Raw genomic sequence first — 22,808 nt, 5'->3', positions numbered from 1 at the left:
CTTCTTCCCGATCACCGAACCGCGGCCGTCACGGGCGAACGCCCCCGTGGTCGAACCGCCCGGGCCGACCAGTAGGATCGGCCCCTGCGCAAGGCGTACGGGGGCGGATTCGCGCAACCCCGAGGACGCCTGCGGTCGGCGGAGCGGGGGCGGCGTCATCACACGGGGCGCCCTCACCCGTACGTATCCAGTTGCGTGAGGGCTGATGCCGTTGTGAGTGTGGTAACCGTCAAGCGTCCGGCCCGGGCGTATCCGCCCGCAGTGCCGGACGAGCCGGTGGAGCTGGTGACTCCGCCCGAACTGCCCCGTACGGGCGGCGAGGACTGGATGATGTCCCTGCTGCCCCTGCTCGGCATGGGCGGCTCAGCGGCGTTCTTCTTCTCCCCTGGTGCTCAGGGGCCCATGAAGATGATGGGTGTCCTGATGGTCGCCTCCACCGCCGGTATGGCGGTGGCTCAGGTCATCAAGGCCCGTAAGGGCGGCAGTGCGGGCACCGCGGACGAGCGCCGCGACTACCTGAAGTACCTGCAGCAGATGCGCCGTCAGGTCCGGCGTACCGCCGAGCGCCAGCGCGGCGCGCAGCTGTTCCTGCACCCGGAGCCGGACCAGCTCTGGTCGATCGTGGCCGAGGGCCGTCGCCTCTGGGAGCGGAGGCCCAGCGACCCGGACTTCGCGCAGATCAGGCTGGGCCGGGGCCCACAGCAGTTGTCGACTCCATTGGTGGCGCCGCAGACCGCGCCGCTGGACGAGTTGGAACCGCTGGCCGCCGAGGCCATGAAGAACTTCCTCACCGCCCACGGCACCCTGCAGGACCTGCCGTTGGCCGTCTCGCTGCGCGCCTTCTACCACATCACGGTGTGCGGCGACCCGGACACCGTCTACGGCAACGTCCGGGCGATGATCGCCCAGTTGACGACCCTGCACTCGCCCGACGACCTGATGGTCGGCGTGGCCGCCGCGCCCGGCGCGGTGGACGAGTGGGAGTGGGCCAAGTGGCTCCCGCACACCCAGCACCGCAAGGAGAACGACGGCGCCGGTTCGCGCCGTCTGATCGCCGCGGGTCTGGGCGAGCTGGAGTACCTGCTGGAGAACGAGCTGGCGGGCCGCAAGGGCTTCGCCCGGGACACCGTCCCGTCGCCGGACCAGCCGCACATCATCGTGGTCATGGACGGCGCCTCGGTGCCGCACGACTCGGTGCTGGCAGGGGCCGAGGGCGTCGAGGGCGTCACCATCATCGAGGTCGTCCCGGGTGACCTGGACGAGCCCAGCGGCCACCTGGTCATCACCCTCGGCAAGGACGAGCTGCTGCTGGAGTCCGCCTCCGGTGCCTCGTACTCCGGCAAGCCGGACACGCTGTCCTCCTGGCAGTCCGAGGCGCTGGCCCGCCAGCTCGCCCCGTACCGGATCTCGGCCGGCGGCGACGACGGCGACCCCTCGCTGGTCAGCATGGACTTCACCGAGATGATGGACACCGGTGACCCGGGCGCCTTCGACCCGGCCCGCCACTGGCGGCCCCGGCCGATCCGCGAGAAGTTGCGGGTGCCGCTCGGTGTCGGCTCCAACGGCGAGTACGTCTGGCTGGACATCAAGGAGGCCTCGCTGGAGGGGATGGGGCCGCACGGCATGTGCGTCGGCGCCACCGGTTCCGGCAAGTCCGAGGTGCTGCGCACCCTGGTTCTGGCCCTCGCGGTCACCCACTCCTCGGAGATCCTCAACCTCGTCCTCGCCGACTTCAAGGGTGGTGCGACCTTCGCCGGTATGGCGGAGATGCCCCACACCGCGGCCGTGATCACCAACCTGGAAGGTGAGGCCACCCTCATCGACCGGATGCGTGACTCGATCGAGGGCGAGATGAACCGCCGTCAGGAGCTGCTGCGCTCGGCGGGCAACTACGCGAACATCAACGAGTACGAGCGGGCCCGCGCGGCCGGCGCCGCGCTCGACCCGCTGCCCTCGCTGCTGCTGATCATCGACGAGTTCTCCGAGCTCCTCACCGCCAAGCCGGACTTCATCGACCTGTTCATCCAGATCGGCCGAATCGGCCGTTCGCTCGGTATGCACATGCTGCTCGCCTCGCAGCGTCTCGAAGAGGGCAAGCTGCGCGGTCTGGACACCTTCCTCTCCTACCGCCTGGGTCTGCGCACCTTCTCGGCCGCCGAGTCGCGCGCCGCGATCGGTGTCCCGGACGCCTACCACCTGCCGCCCATCCCCGGTGTCGGCTACCTCAAGTTCGGCTCCGACGTGATGGAGCGGTTCCGGGCGGCGTACGTCTCCGGTGCCTACCGTCCGCCGGGCCAGCAGCGGGCGACCGGTGGCCGGGTGGTCACCGCTCAGCCGGTGCTGTTCACCGCGGCCGAGGTGCCGGTCATCGAGCCGGTGGTCGAGGAGATCATCGAGGAGGTCGAGGAGGTCGACGACTCCCTGCTCGACACCATGCTCGACGTCTTCGTCAGCCGGATGATCGGCCAGGGCCCGCCGGCCCACCAGGTCTGGCTGCCGCCGCTCGAGGCGGCGCCCAGCGTCGACCAGCTGGTTCCGCCGCTCCAGGTCACCCCGGAGCGCGGTCTGACCTCGCCGGAGTTCGGCGCGCTCGGCCGGCTCGTCGTGCCGGTCGGCATCGTGGACAAGCCGCGCGACCAGCGCCGCGACGTGCTGTACCAGGACTACTCGGGTGCGGCCGGTCACGGCCTGATCGTCGGTGGTCCCCGCTCCGGCAAGTCGACGCTGGTGCGCACCATGGTGGGTGGCTTCGCCGTCACCCACACGCCGGGCGAGGTCCAGTTCTACATGCTGGACTTCGGTGGTGGTGGCTTCCAGGGCCTGCAGGGCCTGCCGCACGTCGGCGGGGTCGCGGGGCGTCTGGACGTCGACAAGGTCCGCCGCATGATCAGCGAGGTGCACGGCGTCCTCAACCGCCGTGAGGAGCTGTTCCGCTCGACCGGCATCGACACCGTCGCCACGTACCGCACCAGGCGGGCCAACGGCCAGCTGCCGGACGAGCAGTTCGGCGACGTGTTCCTGATCATCGACGGCTGGCTCACCTTCAAGCAGGAGTTCGAGTCCCTCGAACCGGTCATCTCCGACATCGCCCAGCGCGGTCTCGGTTACGGCGTCCACGTCATCCTGACCGCCGCCCGCTACGCCGAGGTCCGCCCTGCGCTCAAGGACCTGCTGCAGAACCGCACCGAGCTGCGGCTCGGTGACTCGATGGAGTCCGAGATCGACCGCAAGGTCGCGCAGAACGTCCCGGCCGGCCAGCCCGGCCGTGGCATCACGGCGGACAAGCTGCACTTCCTGTGCGGCCTGCCGCGTCTCGACGGCTCCTCGGAGCTGGAGGACCTGGGCGACGGCACCGCCGACATGGTCCAGCAGATCGATGCCGCCTGGACGGGCCCGCGGGCCCCGCAGGTCCGCATGCTGCCGCAGGTGCTGGACGGGAACTCGCTGCCCAAGGGCTTCGAGCACCCCGAGCTCGGTATCGCCTTCGGTGTCGACGAGGTCGAGCTCGCGCCGGTCTTCCTCAACTTCGAGTCCGACCCGCTGTTCATCGTCTTCGGTGAGAGCGAGTCCGGTAAGTCGGCCGTTCTGCGGATGCTCATCAAGCAGATCACCGAGCGGTACACCCCGGACCAGGCCGGCATCGTGATCGGCGACTTCCGCCGCTCGCTGCTCGGTGTGGTGCCGCCGGAGTACCTGGTCGAGTACGCGGCGGCCGCGCCCGCCATGACGTCCATCGTGGAGATGCTGCGCGGGGCCTGCTCGCGCCGCCTGCCGGGACCGGACGTCACGCCGGAGCAGCTGCGCAACCGCAGCTGGTACAGCGGCAAGGACATGTTCGTCATCGTCGACGACTACGAGCTGGTCGCCACCCAGTCGGGCAACCCGCTGGCGCCGCTGGCCGAGTTCCTGCCGTTCGCCCGTGACATCGGCCTGCGCGTGATCATCGCCCGCAGCGCCGGTGGTGCAGGCCGCTCGCTGTTCGAGCCGGTCATGCAGCGGATGCGCGAGCTGGGCGGCCAGGGCCTGATGCTCTCGGGCGACAAGGGCGAGGGCGCGCTGCTCGGTACGGTCAAGCCGCAGCCGCTGCCGCCGGGCCGGGGTGTGCTCGTCACGCGCCGGATCGCGAGCGGTCAGATGGTCCAGACGGGCTGGCTGCCGACGCCGTAACGCCGAGTCACACCAGAAGGGGCCGGGTTCGATCGAACCCGGCCCCTTCTGCATCCCATGTGCTGAAACGTTATCCAGTTTCTTGTATGGCTTTGCTGCGGTTCTCGTTGCCGGGCGGACCCCGTCGGGCCTCTTGGAGGCCCACCTGAGCGAGGCGCGCCCCAAGCGGCCACATGCCTTTGATTTATCGGGCGCAATCTCTTGTTTACCTTGGATTCAAGTGCAATGTGGCAGAGGTAACAAGTCGGACATACTTGACAATTGCCGTTGGTGACCATCGGATCCTGCGTTTATGCATGGCAGAGCTACGGATTCCGAAGCAGATCGGCCGTTGACGCAATCAATACGCACGATGTTCCATGGCGGACCGGGAGCGACAGGACCAGGATCACGCAACAGCCAGCGGAGGCGATACCGCTCCCTCCCCCAGGACCGCACAGAGCCGATCGGAACGTTCATGACCGACACGCTTCGCCCGCCACTCGCCGCAACCCCCGATGCGGCGACCGACAGCCCCTCCGGCGCCCCGAAGAAGCTCAGCCGCTCCATCGGTGTCGTCGGCGGCACGCTGCTCACGCTGTCGTGCGTGACGCCCGCTTCCTCCCTCTTCGTGATCGTGCCGGACCTGTTCAACGCGCTCGGCACGTACACCGCGATGGCCATCGCGATCGGCTCGATCATCTGTATCGCCGTCGCCTTCTGCTACTCCGAGCTCGGCACGCTGATCCCCAGCGCCGGCGGCGAGTACGCGATGGTCGGCACCCTGGCGGGCCGCTTCGCCGGCTGGCTGGTGTTCATCCAGTCCCTGATCGTCGTGATGATCGTGCCCTCGCTGATCGCGATCGGGACCGCCGACTACCTGGCACCGATCGTGAACGTCGACCCCAAGATCGCCGGCGCAGCCGTGATGATCGCGGCCACCGTCGCCGGTCTGCTCGATCTGCGGGCGAACGCCTGGATCACCGGTATATTCCTGGTCCTCGAGGTCATCGCCTGCGCCATGGTCTCCTTCCTCGGCTTCGCGCACAGCGAGCGCGGCCTGGGCAGCCTGCTGCACGGCATCACCGCCGACGACAGCGGCGCGACCAGCGCGGTCGGCATGGGTGCCATCGTCATGGCGATGGGCACCGCGCTCTTCGTCACCCAGGGCTTCTCCACCGCGATCTACCTCTCGGAGGAGCTGGAGAACCCGCGCAAGAACGTCGCCCGCACCGTGCTCTGGACGCTGGCCCTGTCGGTCGTCGTCATCCTCGTCCCGGTCGTCGCGATCACCGTGGGCGCCCCGGATCTGACCAGCCTGACCGCCGGCGACATCTCCGCTCTGGTGTCCGGCTGGGCCGGCTCCGCCGTCGGCACCTTCATCAGCCTCTGCATCGCACTGGCGATCATCAACGCCGGCATCGTCATGGTCATCCAGAACTCCCGGGTGCTCTTCGCCTCCGGCCGTGACAAGGCCTGGCCCGCGTCGGTCAACAAGTCCTTCGGCACCCTCAACAAGTTCAGCGCCCCCTGGGTCTCCACCCTGGCGGTCGGCATCCCCGGCGCGGTGCTCTGCTTCGTCCCGCAGGACACGCTGATCGGCATCACCGGTGTGGCCGTCGCCGCCCTGTACCTGCTGGTCGCCGTCGCCGCGCTGCTCTCCCGTCGCAACCAGCACAAGCACGCCCCGGCGTGGCGTCAGCCGCTGTGGCCGGTCCTGCCGATCGTGCTGATCCTCGCGCTCGTCTGGGTGCTGTTCCACCTGGACCCGAGCGCCCTGGCCTGGACCGGCGGCATCACCGCCGTCGCCTCCCTCTACTGGGTCTTCTACCTCCGTCCCCGCCAGGACACCCGCTGGGTGATCACCGTGCCCGAGGACGAGCAGGTCTGACCCACCGACCCGCTGGTCCACTGGTCCACTGGTCCACTGATCCACGGCAAACGGCCCGGCTCCCCGTAAAAGGGGAGCCGGGCCGTTTCGCGTACTCTCAGCCGTCCTGGCGGCGGCGGAAGTCCCGGACCACGATGGCGCCACCGGCCAGCGCCGCGACCAGCAGGCCGCCCAGGCCGAGGGCGTAGGTGCCGGTACGGCGGTCGCGGTCTGCCTGGGTCTCCTCCAGGCCGAGCGGCTGGGCCACGAGGGGCGCCGAGGCCAGCTTCAGCGTGGCGTCGGGGTGCGGCGAGGCCTCCGCCTTGGCGGTGCTCTTCACGGCCTTCACCGGGTCGACCACGCCCCAGCCGATGAACTTGTTCGGCCCCCGCTCGGTCCGCTGAGCGGTCTGCTCGATCCGGGCCCGGATCTGCGCGGCAGTCCAGTTCTTGTACTTTCCCTTCAGCAGCGCGGCCACGCCCGCCACGTACGGGGCCGAGAAGCTGGTGCCGTTGTCCACGCACTGCCCGCCCTTGGGCACCGTGGAGAGCATCTCGACCCCCGGCGCGGCGACGGAGACGAAGTCGCCGTACTGGGAGAAGGAAGCGCGCTCGTTGTTCCGGTCCGAGGCACCCACCGCCAGCACGGTCTTGAACGCGGCGGGGAATGTCTCCCCCTCCCGCCCGTCGTTGCCGGACGAGGCCACCACCACGATGTCGTTGTCCTCGGCCTTCTTGATCACCGCCTCCAGCTCGGGCTTCTTGGCAAAGCCGCCGTCCGGGTCGGTGGCCCGGACGTCCTGGGAGATGTTGATGACACCGACCTTCTTGTCGATGGCGATCTGGATGGCCTCGATCAGCGAGTTGACGTCGCCGTTGCCCTGGCTGTCGTTCTGCCGGATCGCCAGGATCCTGGCGTCCGGCGCCAGACCGACGAATCCGGTCTTGGCGTACGGCCTGGCCGCGATGATGCCGGCCACCTTGGTGCCGTGACCCACGGTGTCGGTCTTGCTGTTTCCGTCCACCGGCTTGCCGGTCGACTTGTCGACCAACAGCGACTTGCCCTCGTCGACCTTGTTGGCCAACTGCGGGTTCTGGTCGTCCACTCCGGTGTCGATCACCGCGACGGTCACGCCGGCGCCGGTGGTCTTCCCGCCCTCCCACAGCTGGTCGAGCAGCACCCGCTGCAGCGCCCAGGGAGCACTCGGGATGTCCTGCGACGGGAAGGTGCACTCACCTGCGGCGGCTATCCCCAGCGGGGACCAGTGCACCTCCGACGAGGAGGGCGAGGGCGTGGGCGTGGCCGCGTACGCCGGCGTCGCCGCCAGGCCGCCGATCACCCCCAGCGCCACGGACGCGGCAACGGCCCTGCGGTACGTACCCAACGACACCTGTCTTCCCCTCTGATCCACGCGATGTCGTGCGCGTGCCTCCCACGCGCGAGGGCGGGCGCCCGACCGGACGCCCGCCCCACTACTCATGCTGTGCACCGCCGGAGGCGGCAGACGGCTCAGGCCCCCCAGACACCGGCGTTCTTGCGCTCGGTGTCCTGGTAGCTCTGAGCGGCGTTGTCCAGCGAGGTCGCAATCTGGGACAGGGCCTGCTGCAGGTCAGCGGCCTTGGTGTCCCACTCGCGCTGGCGGGCCTGGTAGCCCTCCTGCGCCGAACCCTGCCAGCTGCTGGCGATCCGGGTCACGCCCGCCTTGAGGTCGTCCAGCTGCTGCTGGATGCGCGAGGCGGTCTGCTTCACCTCGGAGCTGGCGTTCGTGATGGTAGAGAAATTAACGAGAATGCCGTCGGCCATGATGTCTCCTTGTCGATGAAATCGTTTCGGTCCCTAGAGCAGGACCGGCGAGTGGCGTCTGCGGTACGAACCCCGCAGGGCTCAGAACGAACCCCTCATCGACGACTGCTGCTCCTGCTCGGTCGCGCTGTACGCCTTGGTGGTGGCCTCGATCGCCTGCTTGATCTCGTCGAGCACCTTGTTCAGCGCCTGCGCGTCCTCGTTGAAGCGGGTCTGCAGCTGCTGGTAGGCGGTGGCCGCCTGACCCTGCCAACCGGCCTTGATCTCGTCGACGAGCGTGTTGAGCCTCTGAATCTCGCCGTGGATCTGCGCGTTCACGTCACCGATACGGTTAGCGAATGCCTGCATTTCCTCAGCGGTCGTCGTGAACTGACCAGCCATGATCCACCGTCCCCCATGAGACAGACTTCCGACGGATAGTCCTGGCACGGCCTACCCGTCGACACCACGGTGTGATGTCCTCCAGCACTTTAGCCTCCGACTGCAAGTCACCCAACACCGGGAGTCGGGTAGTTACCAGACCATGACACTGGGACCACACTTGCGACCTGAGGAAGCGTCAGGCGGTCTGGGCCTGAAGTGCCGTCTTGGTGTTGAGCACCGGACCGGCCGGCACCAGGTCGGCCCACCAGTGCGGCACCAGGGTCGGCTGGACCTTCTCGAAGCCCAGGCGTGACGCCGCCTCGTTCGCCTGCTCCTGCTGCTGTCCCTGCGGCGCCTGCGGGTCCGCCGAAGGCGTCGCCGCACCCTTGCCGTCGTTGTTGCTCGGCACCGAGTAGCGCAGCCCGGTCTCGGTGATGAGGAAGTTGGAGCCCGAGCTGTCCGCGCCACTGCCGTCGACCGAGCGGAACAGCAGCCCGTGGCCCGGCGAGACGTGAGCGGTGGCCGCGCCGCTGGTGACCGGCGCCGGGTAGTCGGTGCTGGCCCAGACCGAGCGCTTGATGCTCTGGCCCTCCATGCCCTCGAAGGTGCTGCAGAGCACCGTGCGGCCCTTGCCGGAGCCGTTGAAGTTCACCGGGTGGTCGGCCGGCTTCTCCTGCGGCATCTTCTTGGGGTCGTCCTTCAGCGTCTTGCTGTCGATCTGGCCCTGCAGCTTCGCGTAGTCACCCGGCGAGAGGTCGGCGAACTTCGGCGTACCGTCGTAGATCGTGCGGAGTTCCGGGTTGTATCGGATCAGTTCGGCCTGGAATGCGGAGATCTCGAAGAGCTTGTTCACGCCGACCACGTAGAAGCTGTTGTTCTGGAACTGCAGCAGCCGGCCGACCTTCCGCTCCTCCTTCGGGGTGAGCCCGACCTTCGAGGCGACCCCCTTGGGCAGGAAGTCCGGAATCTTCGGGAACAGGATCGCGTCCCCGGCGTCCAGCGTGTCCAGCCAGTCCTTGGTGACCTGCTGCGGCTTGGCATCGCTGCCGAACAGGGCGGCCCTGAGGTTCGTGCGGTCGTCGGCGCTGGTCCCCACGTTGCCGACCGCGTGCTTGCGGCCCTGCGGGTCGATCAGGTACTCGCTGCCCGGGTCGTCCTCCGACTCCTTCGGAGCCTGGACGTAGAGCGACTGACCGGTGCTCAGCACCAGGTCGGGGCTGGCCAGCTTCTTCGCCTCGGCGTCGGCGGCCACGAAGACGGCCTGGTTGATGGTCGCCTGGATCTCGCCCTTGCCGGGGCGGTCACAGACCGACCACTTCTTGGCCACACCCGCGTCGTCCGACTTGGGGAGCTTGTCGGGCGCGTACGGGATGCCGATGGTCGCCCCGTGGTTCGGGTAGGCGTCGAGCACGGAGTCGGCGACGGGCACCACCTTGGAACCGGCCGGCAGCACCAGCTTCGCCGAGGACATGTTCAGGACCTGGTGAAGCACCTTCTCGTGGGTCTCGGAGTCGATCAGCACCACGTAGCGGGTGGTCGAGTCCTTGCCCTGGATGATGTTCTTGCCGTCGTCCCAGCCCTTCGGGGCACTGGGCTTGATGACGCCCCACATGCCGAAGCCCGCCACGATGACGGCTGCCACCACGACGCTGGGCAGCACCGCACGCACCGGCTTGGGCGCGTCCTCGTCGTTGCCGCCGCCGCTGGGCTGCAGGAAGGCGCCTACTGTCCGCTTGCGTGCGAATGTGTAAGCGTTCAGCTCATCCCTGCGTGATGCCATGCTCGTCGTCTCCCCTGTTTTGACCGACATCTGTGCGTACGTCAGCACGATTCGTCCATGCGCGAGTCTGCCACCCGCCGGGCGGGAGCCACAGCCAACCCTCTACGATGCGGCAGCAGACGGTGAGTACGGTACGGGTACGGTTTGCCGACCAGCCAACCGGGCCGTGATATCTGATCAGAGAGGGTCACTCGGGGGATGCCAAGCCAGACCGCTCCAGAGCGACGAAGCACATCGCACGGCAGGGGAGCCGGCCACCGCAGCCGGCGGGCGCAGCCCGCTCAGGCCCGCCCCACCTCGCCGGTGGGGCTGAAGATCCACCCCCGGCCGGGTCTCCTCGGCACCCGGCTCCAGCTGCAGCAGGTCGTGCTGCTGGAGGTCGCGGTGGCGCTGGTGGCGGTCGGCTGGACGATCAACAAGGCGATGGCCGGCGCGTTCGCCGTGCCCGCCGTCGTCCTGGTGGTGATCGCACTGCTGCCGATGAACGGACGTAGCGTTCCGGAGGGCCTGCGGGTCCGTTCCGCGCTGAACGCCCGCCGCAAGCAGGCGCAGCTCAACGTGCCGCCGCCGGGCACCGATCCGGCGCTGGCGCCCGCGCTGGAGCTCGAGCCCGCCCTGCGCACCTACACCCACGCGACCGAGGCCGACCTCGGCGGCGGGCGGCCGATCCGCCGCGAGACCGGCATGGTCGGCGACGGTACGTTCCTCACCTCGGTGCTGCTGGTGCAGGCCAAGGACCAGCCACTGCGGCCCAACCGCACCGCACTGCCGCTGCCACTGGACGTGATCTGCTCGGCGCTCCAGGTGGACGACATCGCCCTGGAATCGGTCCAGTTGGTCCAGCACACCCAGCCCGCGCCGGCCCCGCACCTGCCCGACCAGTCGCTGGCCTCCCGGGCGTACCACCAGCTTCCCGGCGGGATCGCCACCCCGGGTCTGCGGCTCACCTGGGTCGCGCTCAAGCTCAACCCCGAGCAGAGCAGCACCGCCGTGCTGGCGCGCGGCGGCGGCGAGGAGGGCGCCCGCAAGGCGCTGCAGCGCGTCACCGACCAGGTGGCCGGCCGGCTGAACGCCGCAGGCTTCACGGCGACGACCCTGGACGAGCGCGAGCTGATCGCCGCACTGGCCATCTCGGTCTGCGCCAACCCGATCGCGGTGGCGGGCCGTCAGGGCACCGGCGGTGGCGGCGGCAACGGCCGCCGTACCCAGGAGAGCCGCAAGTTCTGGCGGATCGACGACCGCTGGCACAGCACGTTCTGGATCTCCAAGTGGCCCCAGCTCAGCCGTCCGGGCGGTGCGCCGGGCCGGATCGCCGCTCCCGACCTGGTCAACCTGGTCACCGGTACGCCGGCCCTCGCCAGCACCTTCAGCCTGACCGCGAGCCGCGGCACGGGCGGTGCGGTCGCGGTCAGCGGACACGTCCGGGTGACCGGCCGCAGCGAGAGCGAGGTCGCCCAGGTCGGGCGGCTGGTGGAGTCCCGTGCGCAGAGCGCCGGAGTGGGCCTGACCAGGCTCGACCTGGAGCAGGCACCCGGCCTGCTCGCCACGCTGCCCCTGGGAGGGACGTCCTGATGGCCTATCAGACCTACCCCGGACATGCGCCCCAGCCGGGCGCCGAGCAGTCCCGTGCCACGCTGCGGATCCGTCCCGGCTTCGGTCTGCGCGGCCCGCGCCGCGAGCGGCACGTGCTCTCCGCCGAGGACATCGGCGCGCTGTCCTTCCCGGTCGGCGACGACGGCGTGGTGATCGGCGTCGACCCGCAGCAACAGCCCGCCGTGCTGGGCCTGTTCCGCCCCAGCTCGTACGAGCTGGTGCTGGTCGGCGGTATGTGGACGGCCCAGGTGATCGCGCTGCGCGCGGCCGCCACCGGCGCCCGGATCGCCGTCGAGACCGGCCGTCCGCAGGCCTGGGCCTCGCTGGCGCAGGCGGCCGGCGGCGGCCAGCCCTGTGTGACGGTGCACCAGGTCGGACGGCTCGGCGCGCAGGGTGCCTCGGTGGCCTCGCCGGTGCTGGTCGTCCGCGACCTCGGTGCCCGTCCGCCGCGCAGCCGGCTCTCGGCCACCCCCTGGCAGACCACGCTCACCCTGCTTCCGTACCTGGGCCCGAACGCGTCCCGGGTGCTGAACGCGGCCGACCTGGTCGGCGTTCAGCGGGTCTCGCCGCAGGAGGCGGAGATCCTCGCCCGGATCCTGTCGCTCGGCGACCAGGACGTGGCCGCACTCCCGACGCTCGGCGACAACATCACGCTCTGGGCGACCAGGATGCGGCGGCAGTTCGTGATGACCAACCCCGGCGAGGCGGAGGCCCAGGTCCTGGGCGGCCCGCGCCGGATGGACTGAGCGGCTTTCCGCTCCGAGCACTGTGCGAGGAGGTCCGTGTCCCGGCGCTCCGGCGGAGCGCGGGCGCGGGCCTCTCGTCCGTGGTTGTGGCCGCGGGCGGGCGACAAGGTGAACACCAGGTGAGGTTCACTCCAAAGACGGTTGTCGTCACCCGGCCGAGGCCCGCCAACCCTGGCGTGAGATGAGGCACCGCCTTCAGGTGACCGCCAATCACGTCCTAGTCTTGTTGCCCGACGGCACCGCGAACAGCGGCGGCGAACACGAGGGAGCCCAAGTGAGCAGCGATCGGGACGGCGTCTACGTCGGCGACAACGCGGCGGAGGACGACGACGACTGGTCGGACGTTCCTGACTACTCCCCCCCGTCCTGGTACACGCAGAGCGAGACCCCGCAGGCTGCGCCGCCGGCCCCGGCCCCGGCTCCTGCGCCCGCGCCTGCCCCGGTACCGCCGCAGGTCCAGGCTGCGCCGCCCGTGCCGGTGCCCGCTCCGCCCGTGGCTCCCCAGCCCGTTGTCGAGCAGCCGCCGGCACCCGTGCCGCCGCAGCCTCCCGTCGAGCAGCCTGCTCCCCCGCAGCCCGTGGTGGCCCAGGCACCCGCGCCGGTCGCCGAGCCGGCTCCGGCTCCCGTAGAGGTCCAGGCGGCCCCCGCGCCCGTACCTGCCCCTGCCCCGGCTCCCGCGCCCGCCCCCGAGCAGCAGGCGCCCCCGCAGGCCTGGCCGCCCGCCGACCAGGCGCCGCCCCAGGTGCCCCAGCAGGCTCAGCCCGCACAGGCTCAGCCTCATCAGGCCCAGCCCCAGCAGGCCCAGCCCGCGCCGCCGCAGCAGCAGGTCCCGCCGCCACCCGGCCCGTGGCCCCAGCAGGCCCAGGCACCCGCCCAGGCCCCGGCTCCCGCACCTGCGCCCGCCCCGGCGGTGGACCCGCGCCAGGGCGGCTGGCCGCAGCCCCCCGCGTACCCTCAGCCACAGCAGCCCGGTTACCCGCAGCAGGCCGTCCCGCAGGCCCCGGCGGCGTTCCAGCAGCCCGGCGGTCAGCAGCAGATGTCGCACGGCGCCGCACTCGGCTACACCGCCGCCGTCGAGCTCTCCTCCGACCGTCTGCTGCGCGGCCAGCCGAAGCAGCAGCGCGAGTCGCGCCTCAAGTTCGGCGGCAAGGCGGCGCAGGCCGACCGGGCCCGCCGGCTGGAGGTCATCCGTACGCCGGTGATGAGCTGCTACCGGATCGCGGTGATCAGCCTCAAGGGCGGCGTCGGCAAGACCACGACCACCACCTCGCTCGGGGCCACCCTGGCCAGCGAGCGCCAGGACAAGGTCATCGCGATCGACGCCAACCCGGACGCCGGCACCCTGGGCCGCCGGGTGAAGCGCCAGACCGGCGCGACGATCCGCGACCTGGTGACGGCCATTCCGCACCTGCGCAGCTACATGGACGTCCGCCAGTTCACCTCGCAGGACCTGCACTCGGGCCTGGAGATCCTGGCGAACGACGTCGACCCGGCCGTCTCGACCACCTTCAACGACTCGGACTACCGCCAGGTCATCCAGGTGCTCGGCCAGCACTACCCGATCATCCTGACCGACTCCGGCACCGGCCTGCTCTACAGCGCCATGCGCGGCGTGCTCGACCTGGCCGACCAGCTGATCATCGTCTCCACGCCCAGCGTGGACGGCGCCAGCAGCGCCAGCACCACGCTGGACTGGCTCTCCGCCCACGGCTACGCCGACCTGGTGCAGCGCAGCATCACGGTGGTGTCGGGGGTCCGCGAGACCAGCAAGATGATCAAGGTCGAGGACATCGTCGCGCACTTCCAGACCCGCTGCCGCGGTGTCGTGGTCGTGCCCTTCGACGAGAGCCTAGCGGCCGGTGCCGAGGTCAACCTGGCGATGATGCGGCCCAAGGTCAGGGACGCGTACTTCGAGCTGGCCACCCTGGTCGGCGAGGACATCGCCCGCGCCCAGCACGCGGCGGGGGGCTGGGCCCAGCCGCAGCAGTACCCGCAGCAGGGCGGCTACCCCCAGCAGCAGCCGTACCCGCCGCAGGGCGGCTACCCGCCGCCGCAGCAGGGCGGTTACCCCGGGCAGCCCGCGCCGGGCGCCCCGTGGGCCCCGCAGCCCGGCCAGGCCCCGCCGCCCGGGTACGGGCAGCCGCCGCAGCAGGCGGCGCCCGGCGCGCAGCCGCTGCCCCAGGAGTGGTCGCAGCAGGGCCAGCAGCCCGGCTACGGCTACCCGCCGCCGCAGCAGGACGGCCAGCAGCCTCCGCCCCCGCCGGGGTACGGCTACCCGCCCCAGCAGTGACAACTGCACTACACCGCTGATGAGTTCGGCCCGTCGGGTGTTCGCACCCGACGGGCCGAGGCGTTTTCGTGGGGCGACACCGAGTTCGACCCGTACCCCGACATCGTCTGCCATGAGCTGCCGGAGTACTGGGCGTACGGCCTCTACTACGGCGACGTGCCGTACTGGGACGAGAACGCGGACCGCTCCCGGTGGCGGCCCCACCCCGGCGCCGCCTGCCGACTCCCCGGCCTGGACGCTGCCTCAGGAGCAGTGAACGCGGACGCCCCGGGCCCCGCCGTTCGGCGGGGCCCGGGGCGTCAGGGGTTCGTCAGACCGCGGCGTCGGTCAGCTCGCGGGCCCGCTTGACGTCGTCGGCCATCCGGTCGAGCAGCGCGTCGATCGAGTCGAACTTCTCCATCCCGCGCAGGTACGCGAGGAACTCGACCGCCACGTGCAGCCCGTACAGGTCCAGGCCGACCCGGTCGATCGCGTAGGCCTCCACGGTGCGGCTGGTGCCGTCGAAGGTCGGGTTGGTGCCCACCGAGATCGCGGCCGGCATCCGTTCGCCGCCCGCCGTCAGCCACCCCGCGTACACCCCGTCCGCCGGGACGGCGCTGTGCGGGACGGTGTCCACGTTGGCGGTCGGGAAGCCCAACTCCCGTCCGCGCTGGGCCCCTCGGACGACGATGCCCTCCACGCGGTGCGGACGGCCGAGCACCTCGGCGGCACCCGTCATGTCCCCCTCGGCCACCAGCCGCCGGGCCAGGGTGGACGAGAACGGGTCCCCGCCGCCCGCCGCGCCGCTCACCTGCAGGTCGACCACGTCGACCTCGAAGTCGGCCGCCCGGCCCAGCTCCGTGAGCAGCGCCACGTTCCCGGCCGCCTTGTGTCCGAAGCGGAAGTTCGGCCCCTCGATGACGACCTGGGCGTGCAGCGCGTCCACCAGCACCTGCTGGACGAAGAACTCCGGCGACTCCCGGGAGAACTCCAGGGTGAACGGCAGCACCAGCACGGCGTCCACGCCCAGCGCCTCGATCAGCTCCGCGCGGCGGGCGTGCGGGGCCAGCAGCGGCGGGTGGCTGCCCGGGCGGACGACCTCGCTGGGGTGCGGGTCGAAGGTCAGCACGACCGACTTGGCGCCCAGCTCACGGGCGCGCCGCACCGCCCGGTTGATGATCAGTTGGTGGCCGCGGTGCACACCGTCGAACGATCCGATGGTGACGACGCTGCGCCCCCAGTCCCCGGGGATCTCCTCCAGGCCACGCCAGCGCTGCACCCTGACCGCTCCTTGTTCCGTACGTCGCGCACTCCACGTGCGCTCAAACGCTCCAACCTGAACCCCTATAGCGTGCCATGCGCCCGTCCCTGCTTCGGCACCGGAAGGCCACCTGAGCGCGGCGGGGGCCGCAGTGCACCGCGTTCCGCCTCGGCCGCCGCGTACTGGGGGTCGCGGCCGGCCGCCACCAGGGCCCGCATCCGGGCCAGCAGCGGGCCCGGGCCGAGCGCCGGCTCGGCGGCGGGCCACTCGGCGAGCAGCCGGGCGAAGTCCGCGGACCGGCCGGCGCAGCGGACCAGGACGGCCTCCTCGCAACCCTCGACGACCCGGCGGAGCAACGCGCGGAGCCGGCCGGGCTCGAACTCCGTACAGCTCTCGGCCAGCCGTTCCAGCACGGCGGCCAGGACGGAGGCGTCGCACTCGGTGGCCAGCAGGGTGTCCAGCAGGCTCGGCGGTCTCCCCGGCGCCGCCAACAGCACCGCGAAGACCCGGCGGACCACGGCAGGCTGGCCGGTGACCACCTCGTCCAGCAGCGGGCCGGGGTCCGCCTCCCGGGCGAGCAGCCGGTCCAGGTACTCGGCGACCTGGGCCGCCCGCTCCGGGCGCTCGCGCAGCAGCTCGGCGGCGAGCTCCATGCCCCGGCGGGCCACGGCCGGGTCGGCTGCCCCGGCCAGCACCCGCAGCCCCTCGGCGACCGCACCGCCGGGCGCCGCCAGCCGCCGTCGGAACGCCGCCAGCACGAGGTCAAGATCGCCGTCCAGCGCCGGGGCGAGGACCTCGGCGGTGACGAACGGGTCGTCCTCCTCGTACGCGGCGAGCGCGGCGGGCAGGTGCTCGGTACGGGTCTGCGGATCGCGCACCAGCAGGGCCAGCGCCGCACCGTGCAGGGCCGGCTCGTCCTCCCGGGCCAGCAGGGTCACGGCGGTGAAGTGCAGCAGCTCCGACCCCGGCCCGGCGGCGTGCGGCGCGGTGCGCAGCGCGTGCACGGCGGCGGCGACGTGCCGCTCCGGCCTGGGGTCGTGGCTCCAGCGGTCGACGGCGCGGCAGAGTGCGGAGGGCTCGTCCTCGGCGAGCAGCGAGAGCAGCGCGTCGGCCCTCGGGTGCGCGGTGTCGACCAGACACTCCGTCAGATCGTCCAGGGCCAGGCGCCGGTGTGCGTGGAGCAGGTCGTGGGCGACGTCGGCGACCGTCGTTCCCGGGCGGGCGAGCAGGCGCCGGCTGTCCTCGAACCACCGGCAGACCAGCGGGATGACGGCCTGCGGGTCCGCGGCGAGCAGTTCCGCGGTGGCGGCCCGGAAGGGCTGCCCGGCGCCGTCCGTACGGACCAGGCGGCGGAGCAGGTCCAGCCGGGCGGCGGGCGCCAGCGGCAGGGCGGCCCAGAAGGCGGGGCCGAAGCCAGGAGGCTGCTCGCGCTCGGCCAGCCGCTCCAGCAGCACCCGGTGGACGGTGAGGTCCGGGCCGGTCACGAGGGCTCCGGCGAGCAGCCGGCCGGCCCACCAGGCGGGCTCGCTGCCCGGTGGGGCGGTCTCCAGGGCCCGCCACAGCCGGTGCAGCCACGGGTCCAGCGCCGTCGCGCCCCAGGTCCGGCCCAGCCGCTCCAGCGCGGCTGCCACCGGCCGTACCCGGTGCCTCGGCACCCCGTGCCCGGTCGTCCCGTCCACCGGCCCGTCGGCGGGCGCCCACGGCCCTGGCACCGCTGTTCCTTCGTCGGCCGGCGGCTGCGTCTCGCCGAGGAGCAGCCGCAGTGCCCCGTCGAGGTCCAGGTGCAGCCCCTGCAGCCACTCGCCGAACTCCTCGTACGCCGGCCGGTACCCGCCGCCCGCCGGGACGAGGAGCCGCTCGCCGAGCACCGCCCGGGCCCAGGCTCCCGGGAACAGCGTGTCGAACGCGGCCGCAGTGAGCCCGCCGTGCCCCGACCCGAGCATCTGCCGGGCCGCCTCGTGCAGCCGCCCGGCCGCCACCGCGGCCAACCTCCGCACCCGCCCCGCGTCGTTCGGCGGTACGGCCTCCGCCGTCGGCCGCGTCCCGCCCCGCCGGTGGGTCCCGGGCCGCCGTACCTGCGTCCCGTCCACCATCCGCTGCCCGATCCGCAGACAGCACAGGTCCAGGTACGCCGCGAACAGCTCGCTGCGCCGGGGCGCCGGCCCGTGCACCCCGGCCGTCCGCAGCTCCCCTGCCAGCCGCAGCGCGAGCGGGTGCCCGGCGTCCGAGGGGGCGAGCCAGGCGGCGGGCAGTCCGTACCGCCGGGCCGCCCGCTCGGCGGCCTCGTCCGGCAGCGGGCCGAGACCGTGCACCTGGGCTCCGTCCGGCCACGGGGCCGGCGACCACTCCTCCGACCGACAGGCCGTCAGCAGCCTGGCCCCGGTGCCGTGCAGCCACTCGGTACTCGCGCGCAGCCAGGCCGCGGAGACCGCCGCCGGGGCCTCCTCCATCGCGTCCAGCACCACCAGCAGGGGTCGCCCCGCCGCCGTGCAGAGCCTCGCCACGGCATCCGGTCCGGGGGCCTCGACGGCCAGCAGATCGGCGGCCCGCGCCAACTCCCGCCCCACGGCACCGGCCAGCGAGGTGTCCGTCACGGCGAGGTCCGCGCCGCGCAGCCACAGCGTGGGCAGCGGGTGGCGACCGCCCGCCCGGCGGACCGTCAGCGCCGCCAGCTCGGTGGTGCGGCCGCTGCCGGGCTCACCGACCAGGACGGTGACGGTCTCCTGCGGCTCCTCCCCGGTCAGCCCGTCCGGGCGGTCCACCCGGTCGGCGGCCAGATCCGCGATCCGGCCGGACCCGGCGCTCGCCGAGCCGAGCTGCACGGAGGCCAGTTGCAGCACTCCGCCCAGGTTGAGCGCCCGCCCGTACGCGGGCACCACGGCGGCGTTGCGCGCCAGTACGGCCGCCAGCGGTCCCCTCGGGACCAGCGGCGCGGCGCTCACCCCGGTCCCGTGGCCGCTGCGCAGCCCGGGGGCGAGCACCCCGATCACGGCTCCGGTCTCGGCGTCCAGCACCGGGGCGCCCGGGGTCGGCACGGCACCGAGCTGGGGCAGGTCGAGCAGGAGCGCCCCCTCGACCAAGTGGAACTCGTCGGCCCACGGGTACATCGCGGTGTCCACGGCCAGCACGCCGCCCTGGGCCGGCACCGGTTCACCCTGGTCCGGGCGCAGCTGCGGGACGGCGACCAGCCTGCTGCCGCCTGCGGGGGCGATCGCCAGCGGCGGGACGGGCAGTCCGCCCACGCCGTCCGTCCACAGCAGGGCGAGGGCGTGGCCGGGGAGCGGTTCGATGCAGTCCGGGCCGAGGACCCGGGTCTGGCCGCCGGGGGTGTGCAGCACCAGCCGGGACAGGCCGGCCACGGTCTCGTGCGCGGTGAGCACGGTGCCGTGCAGGTCGGCCACGAAGCCGAGACCGCGGACCCGTCCGTCCGGGTCGCAGATCCTCAGCAGCGCCTGAGCCGGGTCCGCCGCCACGTCGGCGGCCCCTGCCGCCTCGGATCGCTGACCATCGGCCATCCGCCCCGCCCTCCCAGCCGGGCCGGGCAGACCGCCCCTGCGGGGAGGCCCGTCGCGGCTGCCGTACACGCCGCGGGGAGCCTGCCCTCGGGCGCGGGCATGCCACCGCGCCCGCGCCGTTCACCACACCCCTTCACCTCGCGCGCTCGCCCACCCGAGTGAACCCAGCGGGCAGCCTTCGGGGGCGCGAGGAACCGCGCGAAACGGAAGGCTCCCACCTCAACCGGCCCCCTGGAGCAACCGGGCACCCCGAAATCCCCCTGCGCAACGGGGTGCCACCAACGCTCAGCGCAGCAGCAACGGCGACGGGACCTTCCGTTTCGCGCAGTTCCCCGCGCCCCTGAGAGCTCGCCCTTTCAGCCCCAGTCTGCGCAACGGGTGCCACCAACGCTCAGCGCAGCAGCTGGAAGCTCGCCCTTTCAGTCCCAGAGGCCGGCCTTCAGCCGACGAAGACGGCTACGGGCTTGGCGTGGCCGGCCTTCTCCTCGACCAGGGCGAGGAAGCGGCCGTCCGGGTCGAAGACGGCGATCGGGCCGTCGACACCCAGTCCGGGGGCTGCCAGCTTCATGCCGTTGGAGAGCAGCTTCGCCTGGTCCGCGTCGATGTCCCAGCGCGGGAACGCGGCCCCCGCAGCCTCCGCGATCGGCAGGACGTCGAGCTTCTCCTCCAGCTGCTCCAGGGTGTGCGCCGACTCGATCCCGTACGGGCCGACCTTGGTGCGCCGCAGTGCGGTGAGGTGCCCCCCGACGCCGAGGTCCGCCCCGAGGTCGCGGGCCAGCGCGCGGATGTAGGTGCCGGAGGAGCACTCGACGGTGACGTCCAGGTCGATCACCGGCGTGCCGTCCTCGGCGACCGCGGCCCGCTGCTCGTGCACGGTGAAGGAGTGGACGGTGGTCGGCCGGGCCGGGATGTCGAAGTCCTCGCCCTCCCGCACCCGGTGGTACGAACGCTTCCCGTCGATCTTGATGGCGCTGACCTTGGACGGCACCTGCATGATCTCGCCGGTGAGCTTGGCGATCCCGGTGTCGATCGCCTCCCGCGTCACGGCGGAGGTGTCGGCCGAGGAGGTGACCTCGCCCTCGCGGTCGTCGGTCACGGTGTCCTGCCCGAGCCGGATGGTCGCCTCGTAGGTCTTCGCGGTGAGCATCAGGTGCCCGAGCAGCCTGGTGGCCCGCTCGACGCCGATCACCAGCACCCCGGTCGCCATCGGGTCCAGCGTGCCCGCGTGCCCGACCTTCCGCGTCCCGGCCAGCCACCGCAGCTTGGCGACCACCCCGTGCGAGGTGAGGCCCTCGGGCTTGTCGACAATGACCAGGCCGTTGGGGGCCCCCGCGGCGGAGCCGCTGGTCGATCCTGCCTTGCGCTTCATCAGATCTTTCCGTCAGAGAGACGCGAGCGCCGCCCGGAAGCGGGCGATCGTCGCCGGTACGTCCTCGCGGGCGGAGAACCCCGCCGCGAACTGGTGCCCGCCGCCGCCGAGCTCGGCGCAGACGGCGGCCACGTCGACGGCGCCCTTGGCGCGGCAGGAGCCGCGCAGGGTGCCGTCCGGGTCCTGCTTCAGAACGAGCGCGACCTCCGCCTCGGCGGGTCGCCGCAGCACGTCGATCAGGCCCTCGATCTCCTCGACCGTCACGCCGAAGAGCACCAGGTCCTGGTACGGCACCCAGGTCCAGACGAGCCCCCGGCCGCCGGCCGCCTCGGGCTCGTACACGGCGCGGTCCAGCGCGGCGGCGAGCACCTTGAGGTAGCCGAAGGAGCAGGTCTCCCAGAGCTGCCGGGAGATCAGGTCCTGCCGGATGCCGGTGGCCAGCAGGCGGCCGGCCAGCTCATGGGTGGCCGGCGTGGTGCCCGCGTACTTGAAGGAACCGGTGTCGGTGGCCACCCCGGTGTACAGGCAGGTGGCGAGGTCCTGGTCGAGCGGTACGCGCAGCCGGCGCAGCAGCTCGTCCACCAGGACGGCGGTCGCGGGCGCGCCCGGGTCGATCAGCCGGTGCGTGCCGAAGCCCGGGTTGGAGGCGTGGTGGTCGACCACGACCAGCGTCGGGGCCGCGAAGGCCTTGTCGTGCAGCAGCCCCAGCCGGCTCTCGGCGGCCACGTCGAAGCAGATCACCAGCTCCGGGGTGTCGGGCACGGAAGAGGCCGGGACGATCAGCTCCTGCCCGGGCAGGAAGGAGAGCGACTCGGGGATCACCTGCGGGTCGTCACCGAAGGAGACCCGCACCTCGCGCCCGAGCGAGCGCAGCGCGATGCCGGCCGCGAGGGCGGAGCCGAGCGCGTCGCCGTCCGGGTTGATGTGGCAGATCAGGTCGATCGACGAGGCCTGCCCGATGGCGGCGATCACCCGCTGCCATTCGGATTCGAACCGCCCGGAGCCGCCCGGTGACCCACTGCGAGGCCCTGGAAGCACCGCGAGGGCACCCTCCACCGTGTCGGTGGAAGATGCCCCCTGGCCGGCCTGCGCCGGCTCGGCGGTCATGACTACTCGTCCTCGTCGTCGCGCTCGGCGGCCGGGACCTTGTACGGGTCCGCGTCCCCGGCGAAGGTCGCGCCGGCGGCTGCCGTACGGACGGCCGCGTCGGAGAGCCTCGCCTTGTCGAGCAGATCGTCGATGTTGCGCGCGTTGTCCGGCAGGGCGTCCGCAACGAAGGTCAGCGTCGGGGTGAAGCGCACCCCGATCTTGCCGACCTCGGAGCGGATCACGCCCTTGGCGCTCTCCAGCGCGGCGGCCGAGGCCTCGCGCTCGGCCTCGTCGCCGTAGACGGTGTAGAAGACGGTGGCCTCACGCAGATCACCGGTGACCCGGGTGTCGGTGATGGTCACGTAGCCCAGGCGCGGGTCCTTGATCCGGCGTTGCAGGGTCTCGGCCACGACCACCTGAATGCGGTCGGCGAGCTTGCGCGCCCTTGCGGTGTCGGTCACGTTGCCTCCTCGTGCGGTGAGCAGGGTACCCGGGTCATTGGCTCACCCGTGGGGCCCACGCCCCAACGTACCTGCCCGCGCCCAGCCTTGTGGGCGCTCTCGGTCCTCGTCGGTGTGACGGTGATGACGTTCCACCGCCGCCCCCGCTCTCAATCATCGTCGCCGTGGTAGCGCCTCCTCGCGGAGAGCAACTGCACCTCGGGGCGGCCGGCGACGAGCCGCTCACAGCTGTCCAGGATCTCGGTGACGTACCCGGCCTCGCCGGACACCACCGCCAGGCCGATCTCGGCCCTGCGGTGCAGATCCTGGTTCCCTACTTCCGCTGCGCACACGCTGTACTTGCGCTGCAGCTCGGCCACGATGGGCCGCACGATCGAGCGCTTCTCCTTCAGCGAGTGAACGTCGCCCAGGAGGAGGTCGAAGGTGAGTGTTCCTACGAACATGTGTGACAGGTCAAGCCGACCTGAAGGCCTCGGGAAATCCCCTGACCGGGGTGTACCGGGACCCTACACAGCGAGACCGGGGCCGGTCGACGGGAATTCC

Annotated in this window: 15 protein-coding genes; 5 read left to right on the top strand and 10 right to left on the bottom strand. The window is 71.9% G+C overall.

Going from position 1 to position 22,808, the window contains the following annotated elements; translation table 11 throughout:
- Positions 1 to 213 precede the first annotated feature (213 nt).
- Positions 214 to 4,167: a type VII secretion protein EccCa gene (eccCa, locus tag FB465_RS24340; RefSeq protein WP_145793843.1), complete on the top strand. Its 3,954-nt coding sequence runs from the start codon at positions 214 to 216 to the stop codon at positions 4,165 to 4,167.
- Positions 4,168 to 4,624: 457 nt separating this feature from the next.
- The gene (locus tag FB465_RS24335) at positions 4,625 to 6,037 is read left to right on the top strand and encodes an APC family permease (protein WP_145793841.1); all 1,413 of its coding nucleotides are present in this window, start codon (positions 4,625 to 4,627) and stop codon (positions 6,035 to 6,037) included.
- Between the two features lie 97 nt (positions 6,038 to 6,134).
- On the opposite strand, the gene mycP is transcribed toward FB465_RS24335, so the two are convergent.
- The 4 genes from mycP to eccB form a co-directional block, all read right to left on the bottom strand.
- Positions 6,135 to 7,406, bottom strand: coding sequence for a type VII secretion-associated serine protease mycosin (gene mycP / locus FB465_RS24330; protein ID WP_246192812.1), 1,272 nt, complete (start codon positions 7,404 to 7,406; stop codon positions 6,135 to 6,137).
- Positions 7,407 to 7,525: 119 nt separating this feature from the next.
- Positions 7,526 to 7,819: a WXG100 family type VII secretion target gene (locus FB465_RS24325; protein WP_145793837.1), complete on the bottom strand. Its 294-nt coding sequence runs from the start codon at positions 7,817 to 7,819 to the stop codon at positions 7,526 to 7,528.
- Between the two features lie 81 nt (positions 7,820 to 7,900).
- Positions 7,901 to 8,200, bottom strand: coding sequence for a WXG100 family type VII secretion target (locus tag FB465_RS24320; protein ID WP_145793835.1), 300 nt, complete (start codon positions 8,198 to 8,200; stop codon positions 7,901 to 7,903).
- A 178-nt stretch (positions 8,201 to 8,378) separates the two neighbouring features.
- Positions 8,379 to 9,962, bottom strand: a complete 1,584-nt coding sequence (gene eccB / locus FB465_RS24315) for a type VII secretion protein EccB (protein ID WP_170290680.1) — start codon at positions 9,960 to 9,962, stop codon at positions 8,379 to 8,381.
- Positions 9,963 to 10,265: 303 nt separating this feature from the next.
- On the opposite strand from eccB, the gene eccE reads away from it, so the two are divergent.
- The 3 genes from eccE (at position 10,266) to FB465_RS24300 (ending at position 14,591) form a co-directional block, all read left to right on the top strand.
- Positions 10,266 to 11,534 (top strand): type VII secretion protein EccE, encoded by a 1,269-nt coding sequence (eccE, locus tag FB465_RS24310; protein WP_246192811.1) that lies wholly within the window; start codon positions 10,266 to 10,268, stop codon positions 11,532 to 11,534.
- Positions 11,534 to 12,301 (top strand): hypothetical protein, encoded by a 768-nt coding sequence (locus tag FB465_RS24305; protein ID WP_145793829.1) that lies wholly within the window; start codon positions 11,534 to 11,536, stop codon positions 12,299 to 12,301. The genes eccE and FB465_RS24305 overlap by 1 nt, the downstream gene beginning before the upstream one ends.
- Before the next feature lie 274 nt (positions 12,302 to 12,575).
- Positions 12,576 to 14,591, top strand: coding sequence for a MinD/ParA family ATP-binding protein (locus FB465_RS24300; protein ID WP_281292354.1), 2,016 nt, complete (start codon positions 12,576 to 12,578; stop codon positions 14,589 to 14,591).
- A gap of 310 nt (positions 14,592 to 14,901) precedes the next feature.
- Here FB465_RS24300 and FB465_RS24295 read toward each other — a convergent pair whose 3' ends face one another.
- From FB465_RS24295 to FB465_RS24270, 6 genes are all read right to left on the bottom strand, one after another.
- Positions 14,902 to 15,849, bottom strand: coding sequence for a bifunctional riboflavin kinase/FAD synthetase (locus tag FB465_RS24295; RefSeq protein ID WP_145793825.1), 948 nt, complete (start codon positions 15,847 to 15,849; stop codon positions 14,902 to 14,904).
- A gap of 65 nt (positions 15,850 to 15,914) precedes the next feature.
- Positions 15,915 to 19,346: a serine protease gene (locus FB465_RS24290; RefSeq protein WP_145793823.1), complete on the bottom strand. Its 3,432-nt coding sequence runs from the start codon at positions 19,344 to 19,346 to the stop codon at positions 15,915 to 15,917.
- Positions 19,347 to 19,785: 439 nt separating this feature from the next.
- A complete protein-coding gene (truB, locus tag FB465_RS24285; protein ID WP_145793822.1) occupies positions 19,786 to 20,715 on the bottom strand; it encodes a tRNA pseudouridine(55) synthase TruB in 930 nt (309 codons plus the stop codon).
- Between the two features lie 12 nt (positions 20,716 to 20,727).
- Positions 20,728 to 21,822 carry a DHH family phosphoesterase gene (locus FB465_RS24280; protein WP_145793820.1) on the bottom strand — a complete coding sequence of 365 codons (1,095 nt, stop codon included), beginning with the start codon at positions 21,820 to 21,822 and terminating at the stop codon, positions 20,728 to 20,730.
- Between the two features lie 2 nt (positions 21,823 to 21,824).
- On the bottom strand, positions 21,825 to 22,265 hold the full coding sequence (rbfA, locus tag FB465_RS24275; protein ID WP_145793818.1) for a 30S ribosome-binding factor RbfA: 441 nt from the start codon (positions 22,263 to 22,265) through the stop codon (positions 21,825 to 21,827).
- Positions 22,266 to 22,414: 149 nt separating this feature from the next.
- Entirely contained in the window at positions 22,415 to 22,708 is a 294-nt protein-coding gene (locus tag FB465_RS24270; protein ID WP_145793816.1) for a DUF503 domain-containing protein, read from the bottom strand.
- Positions 22,709 to 22,808: the final 100 nt, after the last annotated feature.

This window comes from Kitasatospora atroaurantiaca, assembly GCF_007828955.1.
Taxonomy (GTDB): domain Bacteria; phylum Actinomycetota; class Actinomycetes; order Streptomycetales; family Streptomycetaceae; genus Kitasatospora; species Kitasatospora atroaurantiaca.
Note: the sequence above shows the minus strand (reverse complement) of the source record. Positions and strands in the feature narration are given on the sequence as shown.